Source organism: Brevibacillus brevis (assembly GCF_022026395.1).
Lineage (GTDB): Bacteria > Bacillota > Bacilli > Brevibacillales > Brevibacillaceae > Brevibacillus.
This window is the reverse complement of the sequence record NZ_CP041767.1, coordinates 2,202,501-2,226,647: the sequence shown is the minus strand read 5'-3', so window position 1 is coordinate 2,226,647 and position 24,147 is coordinate 2,202,501. Positions and strand designations below refer to the sequence as shown.

Genomic DNA, 24,147 nt, shown 5'->3' with positions numbered 1-24,147 from the left:
TCTGGCGCAGCCAAATTCTCATATTTCTACAGCCGTTTGTTCTCTAACTTTCCCCTTCATTTTCCTTATCTGCAACAAATAAATCACATAGGCTGCGAACAACCCGATGAGTGTCATGAAGCCGAGAACCATAAAGTCGTCCATGACTGTTGACAGCCCGTGGCCCTTCGTCAAAATTTCTCTGACACCATCCAGGAAATAGGTCAGTGGCAAAGATTTTGCAATTGCAGCAATCCCTGTTGGCATCGACATCAGTGGCCATGTATAACCCGATAGCATGAAAGAAGGTACGGCAATCATCATCCCGATCTGTGTAGCTTGGAGCTGGCTGCTGGATACAAAGGAGATGGCATAACCGATAGCCAATACCGCCAAGTTAAACATGGTAGCCAGTAGCATTAGGTCAAACGTGCTTCCGTAATAAGGGATATCAAAACCTTTTAACATCAGAGTAAACGCAAGGAACATATTGAGTGTCCCTGCCAGAAAGTACGGCAACAATTTGCTCGCTGTGATCGCGAAGAAGCCATGGCGAGAGAGTGTATCCTTCCAGGTACCCTCTTCTTTTTGTTGGGCAACCGACAATACGATTCCGAGAAACAACACTTGTTGAAGCACTGTACCTGCAAGACCGAATACCATGAAGGACAGGTAACTGAAGGTCGGGTTGTACAACACTCTGTATCGATAGTCGATACCCGTAAACATGTTTTTCCCTTCTTCTCCCCAGCCGCCGAGTGCTTCCATCTTCTTCAGCGTGGTTCCTGCTGAAACAGACTTAATCGCTGTATTTGCTGCTCGAACTGCCGTATTCGAAATCATGATGTTACTGCCGTCGATAACAGTCAGTACCTCTGCCTCTCTCCCAGCCTTCACATCCTTTTCTAATCCAGCAGGAATGATCAGGGCGATATTTGCTTCGCCCTTGTCAACCAACTTCATTGCTTCTTCTTCTGTTCCTACGATTGACGTGATCCGAAATGTATGATCGACCTCAAAGGCGCGATAGAGCTCACGACTCAATTCGGTTTGATCGGCATCCACCATCACAGTGGGGATCTCCATTACTTTTTTCTCACTGTACAGAAAGCCGAACATCGTCAAATAAATTAGCGGAACGAGAAAGAGAATATTGCGAATGGTTTTGTTTGCAAAAAGATTTTTCCATTCGCTCCAAAATAGGTGAGAGAAACTATTCACCATTACCAGCTCCTTCAAGTTGCCACTCAACCGTCAGACCTGGACGCAATTCCGGATCGGACACCAGCAGCTTCACCTGGAAGGAACGAATGTCACGATCACCGAGTTCTTGTGTCGCTTTTTTCACGGCAAAGTCAGCAGCAGGAGCTACAGTAACCACTTTGGCGTCTACTTCTCTGTTCAGGGCTGGGACAAACAATTTCACTTGATCGCCTGTTTTCACATTCGCAAGCATGTATTCATTCACATAAAATTTGACATAGTTGTCTGCTTTCGTTTGGATCGTCAAGACGGTGAAGCCTTGCGAAACCAGCTCTCCCTTTTGAACGGCTACTGATTTTACAATACCGTCTACTGGAGCTGTCAGCTTGGTGTTGTTCACATAGGCTTCCATTTCTGCCAGTGCACCTTTTGCCTGCATGACGTTCGCTTCTGCGGATTTAACATCCAGCTCCTTCAAGCCTACCTGACCTCTCCCTGCTACCGCTTGGTTGTATGCAGCTTTTGCTTGATCCAGTTGTGCTTGTGCGGCATCGACTTGCTCTTTGCGCGATCCAGTTTGAGCCATTTTCAACTGCTCTTCTGCTGCTTTAAACTCCGCTTGAGCTTTATCTGCTTGCATCTGCGCCTCTTCCACTTTCACTTGTGGAACGGCGCCTTCCGCCATTAATTTTTTCATTCGTTCCAAATTAGTCGCGGCAATTTGATTCGCAGTTTGTGCTGCTTGTAATTTCGCTTTGAGCTGCGTAATTTCTTCCGAACGCGCTCCATTTTTGTTCGCGTCAAGCTGCGCTTGCGCCGAGTTTACTGCTGCTTTTGCTTGGTCGACTTGAGCATTGCTGGAGTTATCCGTCACTGATACTCCTTTTTTTGCCTGATCAAGTCTGACGAGTGAGAGCTTGTAAGCAGCCTCAGCCTGTTCTTTCTTCGCAAGGATTTCCGCGCTGCTTAGCGTGGCAACTACTTGACCTGCCTTTACTTCGTCTCCTTCTTTTAAGGAAAGCTGTTCGATGGAACCGCCCATTTTAAAAGAGAGGTCTACCTCTGTTCCCTCGATTACACCTGCTAATTTCGTTGTATTCTGACCAGCCATGCTACTCACATTTGAACCAAACAATACAGTTCCAAGTACTGCAATGCTGACTACAAAGCTACCTACACCGATCCATGCACGTTTGTTCATCTGTCTTCTCCTCTTGTTTTACGTTTCTCTAGACGTTATTTTGAAACATTCCTGAAAGCATATAACGAAGCGTCTGTTTATCTGCGGCACTGTTCACTGGCTCTTTGCGAAACTGCTTGCGTAGTACAGTAAAACCAACCATGCCAAACAACGAGGAAGCAAGTGTGCGAATATCGATATCCGCCCGGATATACCCTTGCTTCTGCAGTTCCAGCATGTGAGACTCCATCGTGCTGAAATAGCCACCTAACAGATTGCCAACCATCCTGTCGCGCTGTCCATCTCCTGAAAAGGCACTCAGCAACAGGAAACACAAATCTTGATTCTCGGAAAAGAAGCGAAGATGCTCATCCAACACATTCAGAATGCGATCCTCCAAGGAAAGCTCTTCATTCTGCATCACATGATCTACATGGTAAATCAGCATCTTCACGCCTTTTTCTATCACGTACAAAAACAGCTCTTCCTTTGTGGAAAAGTGATAATAGAGTGTTCCTTTTGCCACCTGTGCCATTTCCGCGATTGCATCCATGGTCGTTTCGCTATAACCCAATTGGGCAAATGCGGTTAAAGCTCCGTTTGCAATTTGATCTTTTTTTGATGGTGCCATCACTCCTGTCCCCTTTCGATTTTTTGAACTGACTGGTCAGTACAAAGATTATATTACGAATACTTCCTAGTTTTGTCAAGCAGCCATTGCTCTATGTACAAAAAAAGATCGCTTTGTGGGCGATCTTTTACGACTCTATAATTTGAAGGTAAGTCTCCATAGTTGCAGGCATTGGTGCGACACCGAGGTTCTCCTTTAGTTTTACTACACATTTTTCATACCAGCGGATTGCCTGTGTCCGATTATTTTGCTGATAATACGCAGTCATAAGTAAGCGGTACGCCTCCTCCCAGCAATCGTCCACTCGCAAAATCGCCTCACACCAGCGGATCGTTTTTTCCAATTGCCCGTCCTCTAGCATGATTTTGGCTACCCTCTCTGCTCCGCGTAAAAACAGCGCCTGCACTCTCTCACGCTCTTCTACACACCAATCCTCATAACGGCATTCCGGCATGTAATCACCCAAGTAATACGCAAGCCCTTTTTCCAAAAGGATGGCCCCCTGACGCGGATCAGACTCTGCCAAGCCCAGTGTAACGAGCTTCTCGAACTCCTCGACGTCCATATGGTAGCCCGATGCCAGATTGAAACCGTAAGAGCTGCCATGGCGTTGAATGAAAAATGTGTCCGTTCTGGCCGCACGATCTGGCTCGAGGGCTTTGTTCAACGCATTCAACGATACTTTAAAATCACGAATTGCCGCTTCTTCAATACTGTCTGGCCATAGCCGGTTCATGATTTCTTCCCGGGCTAATAAATGATGTCTCTTCGTCAATAAAAGCTGAAACAACAGCTTGGCCGTCCCACGCTGCCATGCCTTTTCGCTCAGTTCCCGCTCTCCCAGCCATACACGGAAAGCACCGAGCGTCTGAATACGAAGGGTATACCCGGGGTGGAAAGTCACGTTTTGCAAGCCCAAATCATTTAACAGTTGAGAGACGTAATCCGGTGATACCTTGCGGCGCTCTGCCTCAATCAGAATTGGCATAAGCTGCTGTACATCATGCGGTGTAAGTAGAGTAGGTCTCTGCAAAAGGAATGAATATTCACCGGACTTCATCAAGGACAGCGCTTGCGTCACTGCAGGTACGAACAAATCCCATTGTTTCTTGCGATAAGCCAAGAAGCTCAACCACAGTTGACAAATGACGACGCTGTAGCTGTCCCCGCAGTGACTGAGTCGGTCGGCACAATCGATAAAGGTAGCCCATGCTTCCTCTTCTTTCCCGTATTTGGCATAAGCAATTCCAATCGCCATGCGTACAAGACTGCCTAACCAGTCGTCGCGCATTGCCTCTGTCTCTTGTATCCCCCTGTTGCCATATAAAAGCGCTTGGTCTAGTACCTTTTCTCTTGCATGAAGCAAGGTTAGTCCCAGAAGCGTTTCTGACTTTCCCCGTGTCGACTGGAGCTCCTCCATGATTTGCAAACCTTTTTCATAAAGCTGGCGAATCTCGTCCGTAGGCAATGTTTGACTGATGAGGGCCGCATGGGCTTTTCGAACATAACCATTCGCCTCTACAAAAGGGGAATGCGCTGCACGTCCGAGTTGTATGGCAGTTTCTGCTGCTTCCCACCCTCGCTCCCATTCGCCATTCAATGCATACACAAAAGATAGGAGCAAAGAGGTCTCCCGATACGATCTGGTCAAGGGAGGATGCTTCCTCTGTTCTACCTGCCACTTACTCTCCAACAGCTGAATGGAGGACTGTAGTCGGCCAGTACGAAACAATAGGCGCGATTCCAGCTCAACCTCCGTCTGCTGCTCTAATTCCTGACTCCGTTCATACCAAGCAGACGCCTGTTTGGCATCTCCGCGATTCGTATAAATCTCTGCCAACAAGCGATACAGCCTCGGCGCCATCTCATTCTCCTGTTCAAATGGGGGCAAGAGTTGAATCGCTCTTTTAAGCAGTTCTTCTGCCCGGACGCCTTGTACGCTGTCGAGATGAACGCGTGCTTGCCCTTCCAGCCCTCGACACAATCCGATTTGATCTTGCTTTTGTTCACATTGTTTCAAAAATTGCTCATAAGAAGAAAAGGCCTTCGCATATAGACAGCGATAGCGTTCTACTTCGCCTTGATAAAACAACAGCCAATGCTGTTCACACTTGATGTGATCTGGTAACAGCGTAATCCACTCATATAAAAAGTCCAGCTTCCCTTCTTGCAGCAACCTTTCCGATGCTTGGCACAGCCATTCGCCCAGCACCTCCCACTGTTCGACGAGACGCAACCGCCCAAAAGCTTTTGCCTCGTCCCCTTTACGTCTGTACCAACCTGCGGCCTTTTGATTGACCTGCAGATATGTCGCTTGATTCGCAGCCAGCTTGCTAGACAGGAGACGCTGGAAAAGTGGATGAAAGAAATAATGAGATCCTGTTTGGACATGAAGAAAAAGATTACAACGCTGGGCTTCCAACAGGTGCTCCATGCATCCTTCCCCAAGTACTTGCTTGCAATCCTCCAAATCGAATTGTTCGAGAACCGCTGCCTCCAACAAGAAGCCCTGCATACGTGCATCCAACTGTGTCCAGACTTCTACTTCCAGCAAGTGCAGCAATCGGGATAATTCACGCAGACTATCTGATACCGTCTGCCCCCTCGTTACCATTTCACCAAAAGTGCGCAGCGCCATCACCCAGCCTTGCGCCACTTCTTCGACTCGGCCCCAATCGTCTTCGGACAGTGTGATGTCGTATTGATCTGAATAAAAGGCCTCACTCTCCTCCAGCGTAAAAGAAAGGTCATTTGTTGTAAGTTCCAGACACTCCCCTCTGGCGGACAACAAGTCGAGATTGGACCATTTCGGTCGGGAACGCGTTAAAATAACCAGCTTGACCTTTTGTGGAAGAGCCTCGGCTAACCGTTGAACAAATCGATCAACTTCACTACCATTCTCAATTCGTTGGTAATCGTCCAAAACAACTATGTGGTCAGCCTGGAGCTGTACACACTCCCCGACAAACCAGTCAACCAGTACCTTACTGTCCAGGGAGGGCACCGGACTTTGCTCTGTGATACGTTTGAGTTGCTCTCGCAATACCTGTCCAAAATCAGAATGAACCTGACGAACGCTTTCGACGAGACAGATGACAAATGCAAGAAGGGCATCGTCTCCATCCTGAATGGTATACCAGGACGAAGCCAGTGCATCATCATGTAAAAATGTAGCCAAAGAAGTCGTTTTGCCGTAGCCTGTCCCTGCATGTATGAGACAAAGCTGCGTATATTTCAACAATCGTAATTTTTTTGCCAATGCAGGTCTCCGTAAGACATACGGCTTCTGTCCTGGAGGAGTTATTTTGGATATTGGGATGTGGATTGGAATCATACAATGTGCACTCCTTGCCGTTCTCCTGCTCTTCTTTGACTATTTCCCCATTTCTAACTATTCTCCTGCCGTTTGACCCTTAATCGACAAAAAGCCCACCCGGGAGTCCAGGTGGTGCTCTTTCAATCCACTAAATTATATCCAATAACAGTATATCCAATATCATTTAACAGGACTTGAAATTCCTCGTCACTGATGTGCTCTCCGTTCGAAATTCGTGAATGCAAATCTGCGATTCGGTCATAAACAGCGCGATTGGTAGACACATACAAAATGTTGAAGCGTGTTTCTGCTTGTAAACTTGACCTCATCCGATTCACAACACGTCTGTGCAGCGAATCTGGATGTCCATTATCGACTCGCACAATTTTTCCAGGCGTATACGGGATCGACGTCCGCGGATTGACTTCGTCAGGCTTTGGTGTATCGACTGGCAGCACACCTACAATCAAGTTATCCTTGTACGCTAACACCTTGATATCAGCTACACCGGGCAGCTTTTCCGCATGCCCCTCCAAGGACGTCACAAGCTGCGGTTCTCGCTGATGAACCCTCTTTTGGCTAATCATGGCTGCCGGTCCTTTGTCCCTACCGACGTTATCGTTCTGGAAGTTAATCCCAAGAGATTCAAATTTGGCCTGATTTCCGTTCTGATCTTCGGTGCCCTGTTCTTTGTTAGGCGAACACCCTGTCAGCAAGCCGGCAAACAGGAGTACTGCAATGATACTCCTACTTATTCGTCTCACAACAAAAACACCTCCTTGCACTTAGTGTGATGTGCAGGAGGTGTTCTTACTCAAACTTTAAGCCCCTAGATCATTGGAAATAAATTCGCCTTCATAAACATCTTTTTTACCCGCTTTTTCTGCTTTTAGCGTAAAAGTACGGATACCGTCATTCGTATGCATTTCAAAATTGAAAGTTCCATCTGAATTTACGTCAACTTCATACGTCTGATCTTCCATAACGATCACGAGCGATGCTTGAGGGTCAACCTTTCCTGTTACACCGTACAGACCAATTGTTAATACATTGACAGTTTTTCCTTCAATGCTTCCTTTATCAATCAAATCAACCTGCTCAGCCTTTTTCTCATCTGTTGCTGGTTTCGTCGGATCTTTTGGCTTTTCCTGTTGACCAACTTGATTAGGGTTCACATTATCCGCAATCAATACCGTTTGTGTCTTCGGATCCCATTCAACCTTGTAGCTCAGAGCTTCCGCGATGAAACGAACAGGTACTACAGTACGCTTGTTCACAATCTGTGCAGGCACGTCGAGGTTGATGGTTTGTCCATTTTTGTTGGCAATTTTTTGAGTAACCACCAATCTGATATTATCCTTTCCTTTGTTGATGGTTACGGTACGTGTTTGTTCATTCCATTTCACTTCAAATCCAAGACTCTCTGCAATCGGACGAATCGGAACCAATGTCCGCCCTTGGGTGATAATAGGTGCTTGGTCAGGAAACGCAATTTGTTTTTTATTGTACTCCACCTTAACAGCATTCTGTACGGCTTTAGGTGCTCCAGGTGCAGTCGCTGCCGCTGCAGAAAACGCTGCCATCGGTACCAAGGCAATCGCTAGCAGTAATGAGGTTACTTTTTTCAGCAAAACATTCACTCCATTTCCAAAAAGGTTCACACGATTCTTAATCTACTATAGGATGAAGGCTGTTTCAAGATTTTCCTGTAGACTCCCTTTCAAAAGAACATTTCTTCCTAATACCCCTCCCCTTTTCCGTTACCTTTTTCTGCTCCTTTTGACCTAATTTCAAATTGTTACAAAAATGCAACCATCTTGCATTGCAAAACCGTTACAATAGACAAGAAGCGACAGTATTTTATCTTGAAAGAGGCAATGAATGATGAACAAATTTCTCCCTTTCCTCATCCTGGCACTTATCTTAACTTTAATTCCTCCAGTAGGAAGCTCCGCCAATACGACTGCCATCCAATTGGGAAGTGATGTACTGTTCAATCAGTTCCACCATCTCATTGAAGGCAAAAAAGTCGGGTTAATTACGAATCAAACAGGTCAGAACAGTCAAATGGTTAGCACGATCGACATGTTACGACGAGATCGCTCCGTCCATTTAACCGCTCTCTTTGCACCTGAACACGGCCTCGACGGAAAAACGGTCGCAGGAAAACAAGTAACGAGCTTTGTTCATCCCGTCTACGCTATTCCCGTCTATGGCTTGTCTGGATCAACTCGCAAGCCGACACCAGAAATGCTGAAAGACATTGATATTCTTCTCGTTGATTTGCAGGATATCGGATCGAGAACCTACACGTACATATCTACCTTGCAATATGCCATGACAGCTGCAAAAGAACAAGGAAAAGAAGTAATGGTACTGGATCGACCGAATCCTCTCGGTGGAACGATTGTCGAGGGTCCTATAGTTGAACTGCCATACCGCTCTTTTATTGGAGTGGATACCCTCCCGCTTGCACATGGCATGACCATCGGAGAGCTGGCCTTGTTTTTCAACCGTACCATCGGTGTAGATCTTACCGTCATTCCGATGCAAGGGTATACACGCAACATGATATATCAACAGACAGGTTTGGCCTGGATTCCGAGTTCTCCGCACATTCCTAGCTTGACCTCGGTTTTCGGATATATGGCAACTGGTTTGGGTGAGGGTACCCCCATTCGTCAAGGCGACCATTTCACTTGGATCGGGGCAGAGGGTCTAGACTCGCACAAGTACGCTGATCTGTTAAATGGAAGTCTTCTACCTGGCGTCATCTTTATTCCTGAGAATAAAGGAACTGCAGGGGGAGTACGTCTTCAGATCAACGATCCATATCAGTTTAACCCGGTAAAAACAGGTATTTACGCGCTGGCATATGCCAAGCAATTACAACCATTCCCTATGCCAAAAAGTACGAGTATGCAAATCTCCATGTTCGACAAGGTAATGGGTACCAACAAAATCGCTCTGCTTCTCGAACAAGGCAAATCCCCGCAGGAGATTGTTTCTTCCTATGAAGCGGATCTGAAGAAATTTGTTGAGCTGCGTCAAAAATATTTGATCTATGGCAATGAACCGTTTATTCCGATGCAGCCGCTTCAACAGAAGCAGCCAAAGCAGCCTGAACAACCAAAGCAACCAGAACAACCGAAACCATCCAAGCCTGCAAAACCAGAGACACCGACTCCACCGCAGCCTGGCAATAACAAAGGAACCACCAATCAAACGAAGAAGCCTGAACCTGCTACAAAACCGATCCCTCAGACACCGAAGTCTTCTGAGAAGATCGCTTACTTAACCTTTGACGATGGACCCTCTCCTGTAACTCCGCACGTTTTGGATACGCTGAAAGCGCATCAGGTCAAAGCCACCTTCTTCATTGTGGGTCGTGAGGTAGCTGGTCATGAGGCCATTCTCAAAAGGATTGTAGCTGAAGGACATGCGGTGGGAGGACATTCGTATTCCCATAATTATCAGCTTGTTTACAAAAATATGGAGAGCTTTTTTGCTGACGTGGAAAAAGGCAGCCAAATGATTGAAAAAGCAACCGGCATAAAACCAACCGTATTCCGCTATCCAGGTGGCAGTACGAATACCGTCAGTTTGAAATATCAAGATCCCAAACGTTATAACAAGGAACAAACAGTTATGCATGCGATCAAAGCAGAGGCGAAACAACGTGGCTATACGTTTATCGACTGGAATATAACAAACGGCGATGCGAGGAGCAACAAATACACAGCCGCGCAAGCACTGGCAAATATAAAGCAGCAAGTAAAGTCACAAAAAGAAATCGTTGTCTTGATGCATGATTCAAGCACCAAATCGCCAACAGCTCAAGCTCTCCCCGGAATCATCTCGTACTTGAAAGAAAAAGGCTATCGTTTTGAAGTCATTCAAGCCGATCGCCCGACTGTTTCCAATGTAAAATAATTAAACAGCAAAAAGCCCGCTCCCTGAAAGAGCGGGCTTTTCTGAAGCTTTAGACCTTGTGACTGGCTAAGTCGTCAGTGTTTCGTATCGGAGGCGCAACTCTCTTTTCAAGATTTTGCCGCTGGGGTTTCTGGGTAGATTATCAGCAATCACTACATATTTAGGTGCTTTGAAGGAGGAAAGACGTTCTTTGCAAAAAGCAAGCATCTCGTCAGCAGTCAGCAACTCACCCGCTTTCGGCACAACAACGGCCGTCACTGCTTCGATCCAGAACGGATGAGGAACGCCGATCACGGCGACCTCAGACACTTTCGGATGTTGATAAATAAGCTCCTCAACCTCCCTGCTTGCTACGTTCTCTCCACCCGATTTAATCATATCTTTTTTCCGATCAACGACCGTAATATAGCCTTCGTCATCCATGATGCCTAAATCCCCGCTGTGAAACCACCCTCCCTGGAAGGCAGCCTGTGTCTTTTCCTCATCACGGAAATACCCCAGCATCGCGTGACTGGTCCTGTGTACAATTTCACCAACACTACCACGAGGGACTTCCTTCCCGTCATCATCGACGATTTTTGTCTCCACATTTAACGCTGGCTTGCCTGCAGAGCCTGCTTTTCTCATCTGATCCTTTGGTGGTAAAACAGTTGCTAATGGCGCCACTTCCGTCTGTCCGTAAAAATTGTAAAACTGTGCATTCGGGAGGCGTTGACTGAGCTCTTTTAACACTTCTATTGGCATGATTGCTGCACCATAGTAGCACTTTTGCAAAGAACTCAAATTACGCGCGGCAAAATCGGGAGAACGAAGTAAAGCAATCCATACAGTTGGCGGGCAAAACAACTGGGTGGCCTTATACGTCTCTACCGTCTTTAGCATCAGCGCAGGGGTTGCCTGTTCCAAAATAATGCCACTTCCACCCAGGTACACATATGGTCCCAAAAAGCAGTGAAGCTGCGCGCTATGAAACAAGGGTAGTGCGTGAACAGCCACATCATCCTGCGTCATCCCGCCTTCGATAATCGTGCTGACATATTCGGAGATAATGCTTTTATGAGTGAGCATAACACCCTTGGGCTTTGACTCCGTTCCGCTGGTATACAAAATCTGCACAACATCTTCGTCCACGATGTCGACTTCGGGCTCATGATCGTCTGCCGCTTCAATCAGCGTGCGAAAAGGCAACCATTCCCCTGCTTGAACTGCTGGTTTGGACATGAGGGAAAGCAGCTTGGGGGAAATTCCAGCTAGTTGGAGTCCGTCTTGAGCGAGCTGCATGAATTCGGGAGCTGCGAAGCACGCACTCACTTCCGCATGACCGAAAATATAGGCGACATCTTCCTTATTCAACATAAAGTTGATCGGAACCATGATAGCCCCTGCTTTCGCTAGCCCAAAGTTCAGAATCGCAAAATCCATCGAGTTGCGTGACAATACTGCTACCCGCTCCCCTTTTTGCAAGCCTTTGGAAAGAAGCAAATGAGCCGTCTTGTTCGCAAACTGATCAAGCTGCGTGTAGGTCAATACTTCTTCCTCAAAGTACAGGGCAGGCTTATCAGGATTTCGTCCACGACTTCTTCGCAAAATATCGCCAAGTGCATTTCTACGAACCCTTTGCGCTTCGAGCATGCATATTCCCCCATCACTTATAGTCTCCTCTCCATTATATAATAGTTTTCTTTATTTTCTGATATTTTCACAAAAAAGAAACGACAACTTACTCTCAAAGTTCTCGACCATAAAAAAGACCCCAGCTTTTCAACTGGAGTCGGTTCATTTTGTATTTATGGCGGAGGGAGCAGGATTCGAACCCGCGTGAGCTTGCACTCTAACGGTTTTCAAGACCGCCCCGTTATGACCACTTCGGTATCCCTCCGTATTTCAACAATATAAACTATATCACAGCTCTACTATTTTTTGCAAGAGCTCTTTCTCCATTTCCTTTATCGCTTGATGGCAACGAGTTTCAATTCCGTCATTTCTTCTATCGCGTATTTGACCCCTTCCCGACCAAGTCCACTCTCCTTTACGCCACCGAAGGGCATATGGTCCACCCGAAAAGTCGGAATATCATTCACCATCACACCGCCCACACGCAGCTCTTCTGCCGCTTCCAGAGCCAACGACAGATTGTTGGTATAGACACCAGCCTGTAATCCGTAGCGTGAATCGTTGACCAACGTAATGCCATGCCGGACCGAATCCACTGGATTTATCAGCACGACAGGGCCGAATATTTCCTGACAAGATACTTTTGCATCTGCCGGAACACCCGTCAACACCGTAGGTTGAAGCATCCGATCCACGATCTGTCCCCCACACTCCAAACGTCCCCCCTGAAGGAGTGCCTCATGAATCCACTCCATCGCTCGTTCAGTTTCGCGCGGATTGATCATAGCCGAATAGTCTGCGTCCTCAGAGAGCGAATCACCACCGCGAAGTGCTCGTGTTTGTTCAACAAAACGCTGGACGAAATCTTGATAGATCTCTTTCACCACATAAATTCTTTGCACGGAGATACATACCTGCCCTGAGTAGGCAAAGCCACCAAAAACGCATCGAGGAATCACTTCATTCAGCTGTACATCACGATCAACGATCACTGCCGAATTCGATCCCAACTCGAGCATGACTCTTTTCATACCTGCTCGATTGCGTATATCCAGCCCAACACTTGGACTCCCTGTAAAGGTAACGGCCCTGACTCTCGGATCAGACACGATTTGATCGCCAACGCTCGCCCCACTTCCCGTGATCACATTGAGGGCGCCAGCAGGCATACCAGCTTGCTCTGCGAGCTCTGCCAGAAACAATGCGCTAAGCGGTGTCTGCGATGCTGGCTTGAGAACAACGGTATTGCCAGCAGCGAGAGCAGGCCCGACCTTATGGGCGACGAGATTCATCGGAAAAGGAAAGGGTGTAATGGCTCCGATGACTCCCAGTGGTTCACGCACGGTATAAGCCAAGCGTCCTTCTCCCCCGATCGCTGCATCGAGTGGTACGGTTTCTCCGTGGAGGCGTTTGGCTTCCTCTGCCGCAAACTTATACGTCTGAATGGTTCGAATCACTTCTCCGCGAGCTGTTTTGATTGGTTTCCCCGCTTCTATTGCGATGATTCGCGCCGCTTCCTCCAAACGTTCATTCATTAAAATCGAGATTTTTTCAAGCAGGAAGGCGCGTTGATAAGCAGGAAGACGCCGCATGTCGGCAGTCGCTTCGTGGGCCGCAGCAATTGCCTTTTCAACTAATGATGAGTCTGCTTGCGAAATTTGTGCAATCTCTTGACCCGTACATGGAGAGAACAGTGGTGCATGAGTAGTGGCTGGCACCCACTCTCCCCCGATAAAGCACGTTTTTTTCATCGGCATATCCCCACTCTCATTGATTGGCGTTCACCTTCCAATCATTCTCTCTCATCCGTGTGCCTTCCTGTCTCGATTTTGAAATATTTGGTTTTTTTACTCTTTCACACTTTCAGCCACACCGCACCATTCCAGTAACGTAAGCGCAAAGATCTCAGCGCAACGGAATACCTCATCCAAAACGATGAATTCATTCGGGTAGTGTGCAACCTGTGTGACTCCAGGTCCGACCACAATCGCTGGCGTATTGGCCAAAGCCGTCAGCAAACCGCCGTCTGTACCCCAAGGTGATGCTTCCACAATGGCACGATCTCCTGTCACAGCTTCAAACTGCGCTTGCAAAATATCCATCAACGGATGATCGAGCTCCACTGCTCCCGGTACCCAACGAGCTCCGAACCACTCCAGCTCAACAGGCTGCTCTGCAAACCACGGGTCGACCTCTGCCAGCTTTTTGAGTGCTGCCGCCATTTCCGCTTTGGCATCGTCCATCTGTTCTCCTGGGGCAACCCCCATCCTTCCTTCCAGCTTGACGAGGTCCGCTACAGACGAAGGCCACTTGCCACCCTCAATCACCCCCAGATTAATCGGGATCGGAATAGGTAGCTTGGCATAGAGCGGATCGTCGAGTCGATCGTTACGCTCTTTTTCCAATTGTCCAATGGCTTGAACGACGAGCATGCTCTTTTCGATGGCGCTGACTCCCTCGTAGCGAGTCCCTCCGTGAGCAGAACGACCTTTAACCGTTAATCTGAACCACATGGAACCTTGCTGCTTCGGGAAAATTTTCATATTGGTCGGCTCTGGAATCAAGGCAGCATCCGCTTTGTACCCGCGAATGATCGTCGCCAATGTGCCTGCACCGCCGCTTTCTTCTTCTACGACGCTCTGAAAAATGACGTCGCCTTTTAGTTGCACACCCAACTTCTGTAGAACCTGGATCGCCAACAGTGAAGATAAGTTTCCACCCTTCATGTCGGTTGCTCCACGCCCGTAAAGCTTGCCATCCTCAACCTTCCCGCTAAACGGATCATCGCTCCACTGTGCCAGATCGCCCGCTGGCACTACATCCACATGTCCGTTCAGAATGATGGAACGGCCATCTCCTTGCCCCTTCCACACACCGACGACATTCGGGCTGCTTTCAAACATTGTGCGCGGGGAGACAAAATACGGATGTGACACCAGCTCTTCGCCTTCCATGACCCATAAGTCAACGTCCAGCCCCATCTGCCCCAAAAGCTCTGCAATGCTTTGTTGAATGGATTGTTCTTCTCCTTGCACGCTCGGGCTTTTTACCCATTGCTGCAGTAGTTGAACAGCGGCCTCCCGATCTTTTTCCAATTGCTCCCGGATAAGCACCTGCCAGTTTGCCATGTTTTTCCCCCGTTCTATCGTTTTTTCTTTGCTTAGCGGAAAACGCGAACCTCTCCGTCCATCTTGAGTTCGGCTTCCGTTGCTCCAATCACGTCAGCGACACTGTATGGATACATAACTTCTCGCAGATACAACCCATCTGGCATGACCTCCATCACTGCCATGTCCGTGATGATTAAATCCGCAGCTTTTGTCGCGGTTAACGGCAGTGAGCATTCCCGCACGATTTTCGAACGTCCGTTTTTATCCAGATGCGTGGTCACAACCATGACCTTCTTGGCCTTTTGTGCCAGTTCCATAGCTCCACCCATGCCAGGGACACGTTTGCCTGGAACGATCCAGTTGGCAATGTCACCATTTTGACTTACTTCCAGGACTCCTAAAATCGTCATATCCAATAGTCCACGGCGGATGATGGCAAAAGCAGTCGCACTGTCAAAAAAGGAAGCCCCAGTGGCAAGCGTGACAGGAAAACCGCCCGCATTGCAAAGCATGGCATTCTCCTCGCCTTTCGCAGGGCTTGGCCCTGTACCGAGAATGCCGTTCTCCGCGTGAAACATGACTCGTTTTTCCGCTGGGATAAAATCCGCTACTAATGTTGGAATGCCGATTCCCAAGTTAATGATCATACCGTCTTCCACTTCCAATGCTGCGCGGCGGGCAATACGTTCACGATAGCTCTCGGTTTCTTTTACTTCTCCCATGCCCATTGCCAGTTCACCCCTTCACTTTGGACAATAAAGTTTACGAAAACACCCGGGGTGACGATTTCTTCCGGGTCGATCATGCCTACCTCTACTATCTCATCCGCTTCCACGATGGTAATGTCACCTGCCATCGCCACTAACGGATTGAAATTCCGTGCACTTGTATCAAACACCAAATTGCCAAAGCGATCCGCTTTTTTCGCATGTACGATAGCCACTTCGGCAGTGAGCGGTGTCTCCAACAAGTATTCCTTTCCATCCAGAACGACCTTCTGTTTTCCTTTTTCCGCGATCGTCCCGATGCCGACATCCGATAGAATGCCTCCCAGACCGACTCCACCTGCCCGTACACGCTCTGCAAGTATCCCCTGCGGGCAGAACTCTACTTCCAGCTCCCCAGCTGTCATTTGGGCCCCTGCGTTCGGATTTGAGCCAATATGCGAAGCTATCACTTTTTTGACGCGCTTTTCGGTTACCAGCTTGCCAATTCCGATATGCGGGAAAGCCGTATCGTTACTGATCAGCGTCAGATCACGCACACCTCTATCCAAAATTCCCTGTATTAAAGTAGGCGGGTTTCCTACGCCACCGAATCCCCCTGCCAACAGCGTCATCCCATCACGAAAATGGGTGAGCGCTTCGGACAGGGAGACGACCTTTTCAAATCGATTTGTCATCCTCGTTCCTCCTTCTCTATCCGATCAGTGCCTTGTCTTGGAGCTCTTGCTGAACAGCTACCACCGCTTCTTTCAGCAGAGATATCAGTTCATCGATTTGCTCCGTAGTAATGGTCAGTGGAGGTGAGATGATGACAGCATCCCCTGCCACCCCTTCGATTCCGCCCATTGCCGGATAAATAAGCAAGCCTTTTTCAAATGCTTTTTGAATGACCTTCCCGCCTACGCCTTGAGAAAGCGCAAACGGTTCTTTTGTCTGCTTGTTTTTCACAAATTCCAGCGCGCACAACATGCCAAGACCACGTGCATCTCCGATCAACGGGAGCTCGTCTGCCAGTTCTTTTAGGCGGGCAAGCATATAGGCACCTTGTTCGGCTGCTTTGTCGACCAACTGATGCTTCTCCACATAGTCGAGGACAGCCAGAGAAACAGCAGCAGATTGTGGATTGGCGCTATACGTATGTCCTGCCATAATCGAGCCGCTGCCTTTTGTAATGGTCTCAATGATTTCGTCCGAGACAATCGTAGCAGCCATAGGCGTGTAACCGGCACTCATCCCTTTACCCAATGTCATCAGGTCAGGCACGACGCCCCAATGGTCGATCCCAAACGCTTTTCCTGTGCGACCTACTCCTGTCATTACTTCGTCTGCGATAAACAAAACCTCATATTTATCACAAATCTCGCGAATACGCTGGAAGTAACCGTCTGGTGGCACGACCGCTCCCCCAGAAGCTCCGATGACAGGCTCTGCAATAAATGCCGCTACCTGCTCGGGTCCTACGCGCAAAATTGCGGTCTCCAGCTCTTCTGCACACGCAAGCGCATACGATTCCAGGGACATGTCTTCCGGTTTACGATATGGATATGGTCCTGTGATCGCCGGATAGTCAGCCAATAATGGGGTGAACCGCTTTCTGCGCAAGACGTGTCCCGACATCGAGAGCGCACCCATTGTAATCCCGTGATAGCTCATCCAGCGGGAGATAATCCGATTTTTCGTTGGTCTTCCTTTTTCCTGCCAATACTGGATCGCGATTTTTTGTGCTGTCTCGGTTGCTTCCGAACCACTGCTGACAAAAAACGTCCAGTTCAGTGAGCCTGGTGCCCACTCCGCCAGCTTTGCAGCCAGCTTCTCCACGGCATCGCTGCTAAAATGCGAGCGGTATACGAAGGAAACCTCCTTGGCTTGCGCATACATCGCCTCAGCTACTTCTTCTACACCGTGACCAATGCTTGCCGTCACCGCTCCACTGGAACCGTCGATGTAACGATTCCCCTCTTTATCGTAAAGATAGATACCTTTTCCGTGAGAAATAACCGGATACTCTTTGCCCAATTCAGGCTTGATTACATAGCTTTTCGTCATTTTCGTCGCCACCTCGCTTATTCTCTACCTCTATCCTAGCTGACCAGCACGCAAGAGCCATCCTACGTGCTGGCAAAAAAACATGGCAAAGAGACAAAATCTTTTGTACATTTTGTATAAGAGAACCTTTACCGAGGCTTTTGGAGGAGATACCTGATGACCATCACGATAAGAGAAGCGCTGCAACTGCCGGACATGGTTCACACCAGGCTGATCGCAGGAGCAGGCGGACTGGACAATCCGATTCGTTGGGTGACAATTGTCGAGGTGCTGGAGGATACGAGTCGCTTGCAGGAAGGCGAATTTTTGATTACAACCGGCTTTGGGCTGGCTGAGCATACAGAAAAGCTCGCTTCTTTTATTCCTTCGTTGGCGAAGCAAAAGCTGAGTGGCGTTGCGATTCATACGGGCTTTTATTTACGGGAAATTCCCGAGACGTTTTTGACTTTGGCGGATCAGTATCAACTTCCATTGATTGAAATTCCTACGGAGATAAACTTTTCTACTATTACCAAAGCCATTTTGCAGCCGATCATGAATCGGCAATTTGAAACGCTGGCCTATTCCTCGGCGATTCATAACCGAATGATTGATGCTGCCCTGTCTAAAGGAGGCCTTCCCGCCATCGCAGGCGAGCTCGCTGCACTTACGGGAGGCGTCGTTTCGCTCGTAGATGCACTAGGCTTTGAAGTCACACAGCATGGCAGTTCGGAAGCGCTGCCGCATGATCAGTCCCAGGAAATCGCGCATCATGTACCGATTCGCGCCAATCGCGAGCATTTTGGCACGTTGACCTTAACGAAGCCCGAGCACGCCTGGAAAGAGCTCGATGACGTCGCTCTACAGCATGCCTCTACTTTATGTGCACTCGAATATGTAAAGGAAAGGGCAGTAGCCGCAACGGAATGGCGGTTAAAAGGGGATTTTGTGGAGGAGTTGCTGAATGGGCAGCAGATGACCCTCACGGAGCTGGAGAGCCGTTGTCGCATGCTCGGGTACCCGCTTGCTGGACATCATCTCTGCGTCGCTGTCCGTGTAGAGGTAGCCGATCAAACGATGCTCGGAGACATGCATCAAAGTGTCATTACGTTGATGCGGAGGCTTAGCGACCGTCATCAACGCTCTTATTTGCTTCGCGAGCGGCCACATTGCCTCTTGTTTATTTTGCCGGATGATCAGACGAGCCTGCGCCTGTTGGAACAGCTCACTTCCCGCTGGAGAGGGCTGCACCCTGACTTTGCTCTACACATCGCCTTGAGCAATCCCTGTGAGCAATTGCCAAACGTCGTCACTGCCTCCGAAGAAGCGATGTTTGCTCTGCAAGCTTACCCGCTGTTGGCCCAGTCCCCGCAGATTTTGCGATACCGGGATATGCAGGGCTATCAGTTTTTGTTTCCGTACCATCGTGAAAAAGATAGCTTGCTCCGCCTGTGGAACCCATTGCTGGATCCATTGATTCGCTATGATACGAAATATAATCAACAGCTGCTCGAAACACTTGAGGTGTATTTAGCCCAGAACGGAAACGGTCTTCAGACCTCGCAAGCCTTGTATATCCATCGACATACGCTCAAGTACCGGTTGACCCAGATCGAAGAAAAAACAGGCTACCGCCTGGAGGATGCTCATCAACGCTGGCAGCTTCAGTTGGCCCTGATGGCCCGCCGTCTGCAGCAGCAGTTGTATCCTACAAACAGGTAGCCTGTTATTCCCTCGTCGGGCGGAGTGGCTTAACCCATATATTCATGTCTTCATAACCTGAAAAGATCGTACAATTGTTAATTAGCCGTCCGCGGTATGCATAGCCCATTTTGGCAGCCGTCACATTCATGCCTGCCGATTGTGCCCGGGTCAAGGTGTACAAAAAGTAAATCCCTGCCTCCTCCATCCTTTTTTCCAACGCGATAAACAGCGGTTGGAGGAGACCTTTCCCCGCATGGTCTGGATGGGTCGCGCAATCCGTCATTTCCGCTGACCCAAAGCGTTCGGATACTTCTGCTGACGCAGCACAAGCAATCTTGCCTTCAAATTCAACGACATAGTAGAGGGTACCTTCTTGCATGGTTTTGCGAATATAGGACGGATCGTTCATCGGTGTAGGATACGTCGCGAATACCAGTCCATACAGACACGCCAATTCCTTCGTGTCTGCCTCCGTTGCTTCACGCAGGTGATATCCCTCTGGTAATGATTTTTCTATCATACTCCCCGCTTTTGACAGGCTCAACCCAAGAATTTCTTCAGCAAGTTTTTCTGCGCCAGAGGTAGCTCGCTCTTTTGTCAGATAGCAGGTGAGCATCTGTGCGTTTTCCCCTTGAAAAAAACCGTCAATGGTACCCTCCAGCTCGTAACCCAGGGATTGCCATTGCGGAACATCTTGTTTCTTCCCGTACACAATCACTTTTGTTGCCTCTGACTCCTCGGCCAGTTCCTTCAAGACCCGATCCCACTGCTCGATTTGTGATGGTTCATACACATGCAGCTTTACGCGGCGATTTTGTCGATCAATGATCAGGTCGCCAGCATCCTGTGCGCCTACAACATTTATCACGGTCTTCACCCTCCCCTACAATACTCTTACTCTCATTGTAGCAAAACAAGGTATACCGTCATCTGCCAATCTGTATAAAAAAGCGTTCCTTATGCACAAAAAAACGGAAGGTGGGCATTCTGTTGGGTCATATTTACCTCTTCTTCATACCATGAGAGTAGATGCTTCATGTGCGAGAAGGAGGGTGTGTTTTGTGAGTTGCCATAACAATTTTGCCCTGATCCTTGTCCTCTTTGTCCTGTTGGTCATCGTACTCGTCGTAATCGGATAGACTTCTGGAGATGCCTCTCATGTCAGGTCGTATCGAGGGGCCCTTTACATATCATGATAGTAGGCAATGACACGCTCGAGAAGGGAGGAAGCCCTCGTGCCCCCACTTATTTATGCCCATCGTGGCGCTTCCGGCCTGTTTCCGGAAAATACGATGGAATCGTTTCAAGGAGCCGCCCGACGAAAAGCCAATGGGATCGAATTAGATGTTCAGCTCAGCAGTGACAATAAGCTGGTCGTCATTCATGACCATAACCTGGAGCGCACGACCAATGGTTCTGGCTTAGTGCGTCATTACACATTGCGTGAGCTGCGTCAGCTACGAGCGGATAAAGACTCGTCTATGCGAGTACCAAAAGCCCACATTCCAACCCTACAGGAGGTATTTCAGTCATTTGTAGACACACCACTGCGCTTTATCATCGAGATGAAAAATTTCTTCCTCGATCAACCTCACTTAGAGGAGCTCGTCATCGAACAAATCAGACGATATCAGCTAACAGAGCGAACGATCATTTCAACGTTTAACTTCGATAGCCTTTTACGAATCAAGCAATTAGATGCCACGCAAACGACGGGACTTTTATATGTTGGGCCACTCGCCAAGCCTTGGGAAGTAGCCAGTCGCTATCGAGCTGATCAATTGCACGTCCCCTATGATCAATTGACGGAGGATTTGGTCAAACAAGCAAAGCAGCGTCATTTTGAAGTTTTGAGCTGGACGGTAAATACTGGTCCGCAAATCCAGCGAGCCATCGACTGTGGGGTAGATGGTCTGATCACCAATTACCCGAAGCGTGCGAGAAATCTGATTCGCAATCTATAAAAAGAAAGGGAGCCCAGAAATGGCTCCCTTTTTGTTGCGATGAATTTACGTGCGTGGCACGAATAACTTTCCTTGCCAGCTATTCCGTGCTTTCAGTTCTGCATCAATACCATTCAGAACTTCCCACTTTTTGCGGCTCCACATCGGTCCAATCAAAAGATCAGGTGGTCCGTCCCCTGTGATTCGATGGACGATCATCTCTGGAGGTAAAATTTCCAATGTATCCACAACGAGCTTCGTGTACTCTTCCTGAGACAGGAATTCCAAGAGTCCTGCTTCGTACTGCTTCACCATCGGTGTTTTGCGCAGCAGATGTAACAGGTGTATTTTGATCCCCTGCACATCCAGATGTGCCACAGCATCTGCCGTCTGCATCATCTCTTCGTGGCTCTCTCCGGGCAATCCGTAGATGATATGAGAACATACACGTATGTTGTGCTTGCGCAACCTCTCTACAGCATCCACGTAGCATTGATAATCGTGTGCTCGATTAATTAACTGGGCTGTGTGCTCATGAACTGTCTGGAGTCCGAGCTCCACCCACAAATATGTGCGCTCATTCAATTCAGCCAAATACTCCACAACGTCGTCAGGCAGGCAGTCAGGACGTGTGGCGATGGAGAGTCCGACTACACCTTCTTGCTGGAGGATGACTTCGTACATCTCCCGCAGTTCCTCCACAGGCGCATACGTATTCGTATACGCTTGGAAGAAGCCCAAATACTTGGCTTGTGGCCATTTCTCGTGCATACGATTTTTCACATCGTGAAACTGTCTTTCCAGATCCATTCTGCGGTCACCAGCAAAATCTCCAGATCCTCTGGCGCTGCAAAATGTGCAGCCGCCTGTCGCTACTTTCCCATCCCGATTCGGACAACTAAAACCGCCATCCAATGGAACCTTGAAAATCTTTTCGTGAAAAGTCCCTCTTAAATGATAATTCCATGTATGGTATCGTTTATCGCCCCACAACAATGGGACGTCGTTGTTGTGAATATCTGTCGCGAGCTTCATTGCTGTTTTCCTCCTATGGGCACCGCTACGTCTGGCGCTGGTGCCTTAATCCCGTTGGCGAACGCTACTTGCTTGATCACGTCATTATACCAAATTCGGCAACGGTCTCGCTACTTTAAGATAATAGGAAAACCACAGGTGAATATTCCCCCTGTGGTTTTTGCTTGTTTACGTCACTATTGCTGGATCTCCTCGATACGAATCGCGCGTGTGTGAGAGGTATGACTCCACACTTGGTTTTTCTTCGTAAAGAACGCGTAAAACATAATCGGAAGCCAGGTCAGGAAAAAGAACGGTAGCAAGAGGAGCCCGAAATACCCCTTCCACGGAACTTTATCCAAATAGAGGGCCAAGATCGGCAACAGGTAGAACACGGCAGTAGAACCGTATACCAGCCATGTTGGCAAGATCGTGGATACCGTTGAAAACGTACCGATATCAAAAAATCTTGCCAGGAACAATACCGACATCATTGTCACCATCAGCACATACATCGGTTGGAAGAGGTAGAAGGCTGCATCAAGCATCCCCAGCTTTCTCGACTTCATACCATTAAACAAGACAGATCGAATATAGCGTCCTGCCACATCGTAGTGCCCTTGCATCCAACGCAAACGCTGGCGCATAGACGATTTTAAGTCAATCGGTTTTTCATCCCATACCTTGGTGTCATGTGCCCATGTCGGGTAAATACCTCGTTCAATACAACGTGTTGCAAATTCTAAGTCTTCCGTGAGACTGGTTGCTCCCCATCCCATTTCTTTGAGCAGGTTGCTCTCAATGCACAAGCCAGTTCCGCCCAAAGTGTTCGGCAGTCCCAAATTGTGACGAGCCAGTTGCCACATACGGTTTGTAAACCAATAGGTAACCGCATAAGACAGCGTAATCCAGGAATCAAACGGGTTCTTGGAGTCGAGGTAGCCTTGAATCACACGCGCCCCTTTGCAGAGACGGTCATTCATTACTTTCAAGAAGTTTTTCTCAACCAAGTTGTCAGCATCAAACATGACGACAGCGTCATACTGCTTAGGTCTTGCCCAGAGGTTCTCCAACATCCATTCGATGCCGTAGCCTTTCCCACGCTTGGATGTGTCAAAACGCTCACATGCAATTGCACCATGCGCCCGACTAATTTCTGCCGTGTTATCTGTACAGTTGTCGCAAATGACGAAGATGTCGTACATTTCACGTGGATAGTCGAGTTTCTTCAGGTTTTCAATAAGCGGAGCAATTACGGCGCTCTCATTGTGAGCAGCCACGAGCACAGCAAACGTCTTTTGCGGCTCAGATGTTACTTGCTCTTTTTTGCGGAACAGGCCTGCACAAGAAACTAGTGTTTGGTATGTGCCGATTACGCCCACCGCAGAAGTAAATCCGATGAATAATCCCTCAATGATCTCTCTAATTACACTCATGGGTTCTTCTCCTCGACCTAAACCAGATTGGGTCTGATCTGAATTTAGGTAGTGTTGTTTTTCCAACATTTCTCTATTGTTTTTCTCTCAATTGGCAGTTTACATCAAATGCGATTCATAAGCAATGACCCAAAAGTGGGAAAAAATAAGGCACTGCTATCACCTTTCCCACCTTTTTCTCTTTCTATTCGACAGTGCTTTCGCAGTTGGCAGAAAAAAAAGCCCTTGTCGAAAAAGGCTCCATCTATTTAGAAAAATACAAACGCTCGTTTCCATTTCTTCCTGATTGTTTCCGGGATTGGTGCGGTCGGCGAGACTCGAACTCGCACGGGTC

General features: G+C 48.2%; 19 protein-coding genes and 2 tRNA genes (1 of these 21 cut by a window edge). 4 read left to right on the top strand and 17 right to left on the bottom strand.

All coding sequences use genetic code 11. The features are described from left to right. Positions 1 to 18 precede the first annotated feature (18 nt). The 6 genes from FO446_RS10970 to FO446_RS10945 all read right to left on the bottom strand — a co-directional run bounded on the left by FO446_RS10970 (position 19) and on the right by FO446_RS10945 (position 7,970). Positions 19 to 1,203: an ABC transporter permease gene (locus FO446_RS10970; RefSeq protein ID WP_173609802.1), complete on the bottom strand. Its 1,185-nt coding sequence runs from the start codon at positions 1,201 to 1,203 to the stop codon at positions 19 to 21. Next, positions 1,193 to 2,383, bottom strand: coding sequence for an HlyD family secretion protein (locus tag FO446_RS10965; RefSeq protein ID WP_221867240.1), 1,191 nt, complete (start codon positions 2,381 to 2,383; stop codon positions 1,193 to 1,195). Before FO446_RS10965 ends, FO446_RS10970 begins: the two co-directional genes overlap by 11 nt. A 28-nt stretch (positions 2,384 to 2,411) precedes the next feature. Further along, the gene (locus tag FO446_RS10960) at positions 2,412 to 2,993 is read right to left on the bottom strand and encodes a TetR/AcrR family transcriptional regulator (RefSeq protein WP_173609804.1); all 582 of its coding nucleotides are present in this window, start codon (positions 2,991 to 2,993) and stop codon (positions 2,412 to 2,414) included. A gap of 127 nt (positions 2,994 to 3,120) precedes the next feature. Beyond that, complete coding sequence (locus FO446_RS10955; protein WP_221867241.1) at positions 3,121 to 6,327, bottom strand: AfsR/SARP family transcriptional regulator; 3,207 nt, start codon at positions 6,325 to 6,327, stop codon at positions 3,121 to 3,123. Between the two features lie 122 nt (positions 6,328 to 6,449). Continuing rightward, entirely contained in the window at positions 6,450 to 7,073 is a 624-nt protein-coding gene (locus FO446_RS10950) for a YhcN/YlaJ family sporulation lipoprotein (protein ID WP_173609806.1), read from the bottom strand. Positions 7,074 to 7,130: 57 nt separating this feature from the next. Beyond that, positions 7,131 to 7,970, bottom strand: coding sequence for a copper amine oxidase N-terminal domain-containing protein (locus FO446_RS10945; RefSeq protein ID WP_330873249.1), 840 nt, complete (start codon positions 7,968 to 7,970; stop codon positions 7,131 to 7,133). Between the two features lie 223 nt (positions 7,971 to 8,193). Between FO446_RS10945 and FO446_RS10940 the strand changes: the two genes are divergently transcribed. After that, positions 8,194 to 10,242, top strand: a complete 2,049-nt coding sequence (locus FO446_RS10940) for an exo-beta-N-acetylmuramidase NamZ domain-containing protein (RefSeq protein WP_237901057.1) — start codon at positions 8,194 to 8,196, stop codon at positions 10,240 to 10,242. Between the two features lie 66 nt (positions 10,243 to 10,308). On the opposite strand, the gene FO446_RS10935 is transcribed toward FO446_RS10940, so the two are convergent. The 7 genes from FO446_RS10935 to FO446_RS10905 form a co-directional block, all read right to left on the bottom strand. Beyond that, entirely contained in the window at positions 10,309 to 11,874 is a 1,566-nt protein-coding gene (locus FO446_RS10935) for an acyl-CoA synthetase (RefSeq protein WP_173609808.1), read from the bottom strand. A 158-nt stretch (positions 11,875 to 12,032) separates the two neighbouring features. Beyond that, a tRNA-Ser gene (locus FO446_RS10930) sits at positions 12,033 to 12,121 on the bottom strand. Between the two features lie 67 nt (positions 12,122 to 12,188). After that, positions 12,189 to 13,607: an aldehyde dehydrogenase family protein gene (locus FO446_RS10925; RefSeq protein WP_173609809.1), complete on the bottom strand. Its 1,419-nt coding sequence runs from the start codon at positions 13,605 to 13,607 to the stop codon at positions 12,189 to 12,191. A gap of 96 nt (positions 13,608 to 13,703) precedes the next feature. After that, entirely contained in the window at positions 13,704 to 14,984 is a 1,281-nt protein-coding gene (locus FO446_RS10920) for a peptidase (RefSeq protein ID WP_237900631.1), read from the bottom strand. A 32-nt stretch (positions 14,985 to 15,016) separates the two neighbouring features. Continuing rightward, entirely contained in the window at positions 15,017 to 15,694 is a 678-nt protein-coding gene (locus tag FO446_RS10915; protein WP_173609811.1) for a 3-oxoacid CoA-transferase subunit B, read from the bottom strand. After that, positions 15,676 to 16,368: a 3-oxoacid CoA-transferase subunit A gene (locus FO446_RS10910; protein ID WP_048032315.1), complete on the bottom strand. Its 693-nt coding sequence runs from the start codon at positions 16,366 to 16,368 to the stop codon at positions 15,676 to 15,678. Before FO446_RS10910 ends, FO446_RS10915 begins: the two co-directional genes overlap by 19 nt. Before the next feature lie 16 nt (positions 16,369 to 16,384). Then, the gene (locus FO446_RS10905) at positions 16,385 to 17,737 is read right to left on the bottom strand and encodes an aspartate aminotransferase family protein (RefSeq protein WP_173609812.1); all 1,353 of its coding nucleotides are present in this window, start codon (positions 17,735 to 17,737) and stop codon (positions 16,385 to 16,387) included. A gap of 156 nt (positions 17,738 to 17,893) precedes the next feature. On the opposite strand from FO446_RS10905, the gene FO446_RS10900 reads away from it, so the two are divergent. Further along, positions 17,894 to 19,438, top strand: a complete 1,545-nt coding sequence (locus tag FO446_RS10900) for a PucR family transcriptional regulator (protein ID WP_237900629.1) — start codon at positions 17,894 to 17,896, stop codon at positions 19,436 to 19,438. Positions 19,439 to 19,442: 4 nt separating this feature from the next. Here the strand turns inward: FO446_RS10900 and ablB are convergent, their stop codons facing one another. Then, positions 19,443 to 20,297 carry a putative beta-lysine N-acetyltransferase gene (gene ablB / locus FO446_RS10895; protein ID WP_237900627.1) on the bottom strand — a complete coding sequence of 285 codons (855 nt, stop codon included), beginning with the start codon at positions 20,295 to 20,297 and terminating at the stop codon, positions 19,443 to 19,445. Here ablB and FO446_RS29080 point away from each other — a divergent pair. Both FO446_RS29080 and FO446_RS10890 read left to right on the top strand, forming a co-directional pair. Then, entirely contained in the window at positions 20,245 to 20,559 is a 315-nt protein-coding gene (locus FO446_RS29080) for a YjcZ family sporulation protein (protein ID WP_353057218.1), read from the top strand. The two genes, ablB and FO446_RS29080, sit on opposite strands and share 53 nt — an antisense overlap. A 96-nt stretch (positions 20,560 to 20,655) precedes the next feature. After that, on the top strand, positions 20,656 to 21,384 hold the full coding sequence (locus FO446_RS10890) for a glycerophosphodiester phosphodiesterase (RefSeq protein WP_173609816.1): 729 nt from the start codon (positions 20,656 to 20,658) through the stop codon (positions 21,382 to 21,384). Positions 21,385 to 21,429: 45 nt separating this feature from the next. On the opposite strand, the gene FO446_RS10885 is transcribed toward FO446_RS10890, so the two are convergent. The 3 genes from FO446_RS10885 to FO446_RS10875 form a co-directional block, all read right to left on the bottom strand. Beyond that, a complete protein-coding gene (locus FO446_RS10885) occupies positions 21,430 to 22,398 on the bottom strand; it encodes a tRNA modification radical SAM protein MnmL/YtqA (protein WP_173609817.1) in 969 nt (322 codons plus the stop codon). A 176-nt stretch (positions 22,399 to 22,574) separates the two neighbouring features. Next, the gene (locus FO446_RS10880; protein ID WP_173609818.1) at positions 22,575 to 23,813 is read right to left on the bottom strand and encodes a glycosyltransferase family 2 protein; all 1,239 of its coding nucleotides are present in this window, start codon (positions 23,811 to 23,813) and stop codon (positions 22,575 to 22,577) included. A gap of 299 nt (positions 23,814 to 24,112) precedes the next feature. Next, positions 24,113 to 24,147: transfer RNA gene (locus tag FO446_RS10875), tRNA-Leu, on the bottom strand; it runs 50 nt beyond the window's last position.

Coding starts and splice junctions, on each gene's coding strand:
- FO446_RS10880 (WP_173609818.1), bottom strand. CDS start 23,813: ATGAGTGTAATTAGAGAGATCATTGAGGGATTATTCATCGGATTTACT.
- FO446_RS29080 (WP_353057218.1), top strand. CDS start 20,245: ATGATCAGGTCGCCAGCATCCTGTGCGCCTACAACATTTATCACGGTC.
- FO446_RS10970 (WP_173609802.1), bottom strand. CDS start 1,203: ATGGTGAATAGTTTCTCTCACCTATTTTGGAGCGAATGGAAAAATCTT.
- FO446_RS10965 (WP_221867240.1), bottom strand. CDS start 2,383: ATGAACAAACGTGCATGGATCGGTGTAGGTAGCTTTGTAGTCAGCATT.
- FO446_RS10915 (WP_173609811.1), bottom strand. CDS start 15,694: ATGGGCATGGGAGAAGTAAAAGAAACCGAGAGCTATCGTGAACGTATT.
- FO446_RS10885 (WP_173609817.1), bottom strand. CDS start 22,398: ATGAAGCTCGCGACAGATATTCACAACAACGACGTCCCATTGTTGTGG.
- FO446_RS10955 (WP_221867241.1), bottom strand. CDS start 6,327: ATGATTCCAATCCACATCCCAATATCCAAAATAACTCCTCCAGGACAG.
- FO446_RS10905 (WP_173609812.1), bottom strand. CDS start 17,737: ATGACGAAAAGCTATGTAATCAAGCCTGAATTGGGCAAAGAGTATCCG.
- FO446_RS10910 (WP_048032315.1), bottom strand. CDS start 16,368: ATGACAAATCGATTTGAAAAGGTCGTCTCCCTGTCCGAAGCGCTCACC.
- FO446_RS10960 (WP_173609804.1), bottom strand. CDS start 2,993: ATGGCACCATCAAAAAAAGATCAAATTGCAAACGGAGCTTTAACCGCA.
- FO446_RS10920 (WP_237900631.1), bottom strand. CDS start 14,984: ATGGCAAACTGGCAGGTGCTTATCCGGGAGCAATTGGAAAAAGATCGG.
- FO446_RS10900 (WP_237900629.1), top strand. CDS start 17,894: ATGACCATCACGATAAGAGAAGCGCTGCAACTGCCGGACATGGTTCAC.
- FO446_RS10940 (WP_237901057.1), top strand. CDS start 8,194: ATGAACAAATTTCTCCCTTTCCTCATCCTGGCACTTATCTTAACTTTA.
- FO446_RS10925 (WP_173609809.1), bottom strand. CDS start 13,607: ATGAAAAAAACGTGCTTTATCGGGGGAGAGTGGGTGCCAGCCACTACT.
- FO446_RS10935 (WP_173609808.1), bottom strand. CDS start 11,874: ATGCTCGAAGCGCAAAGGGTTCGTAGAAATGCACTTGGCGATATTTTG.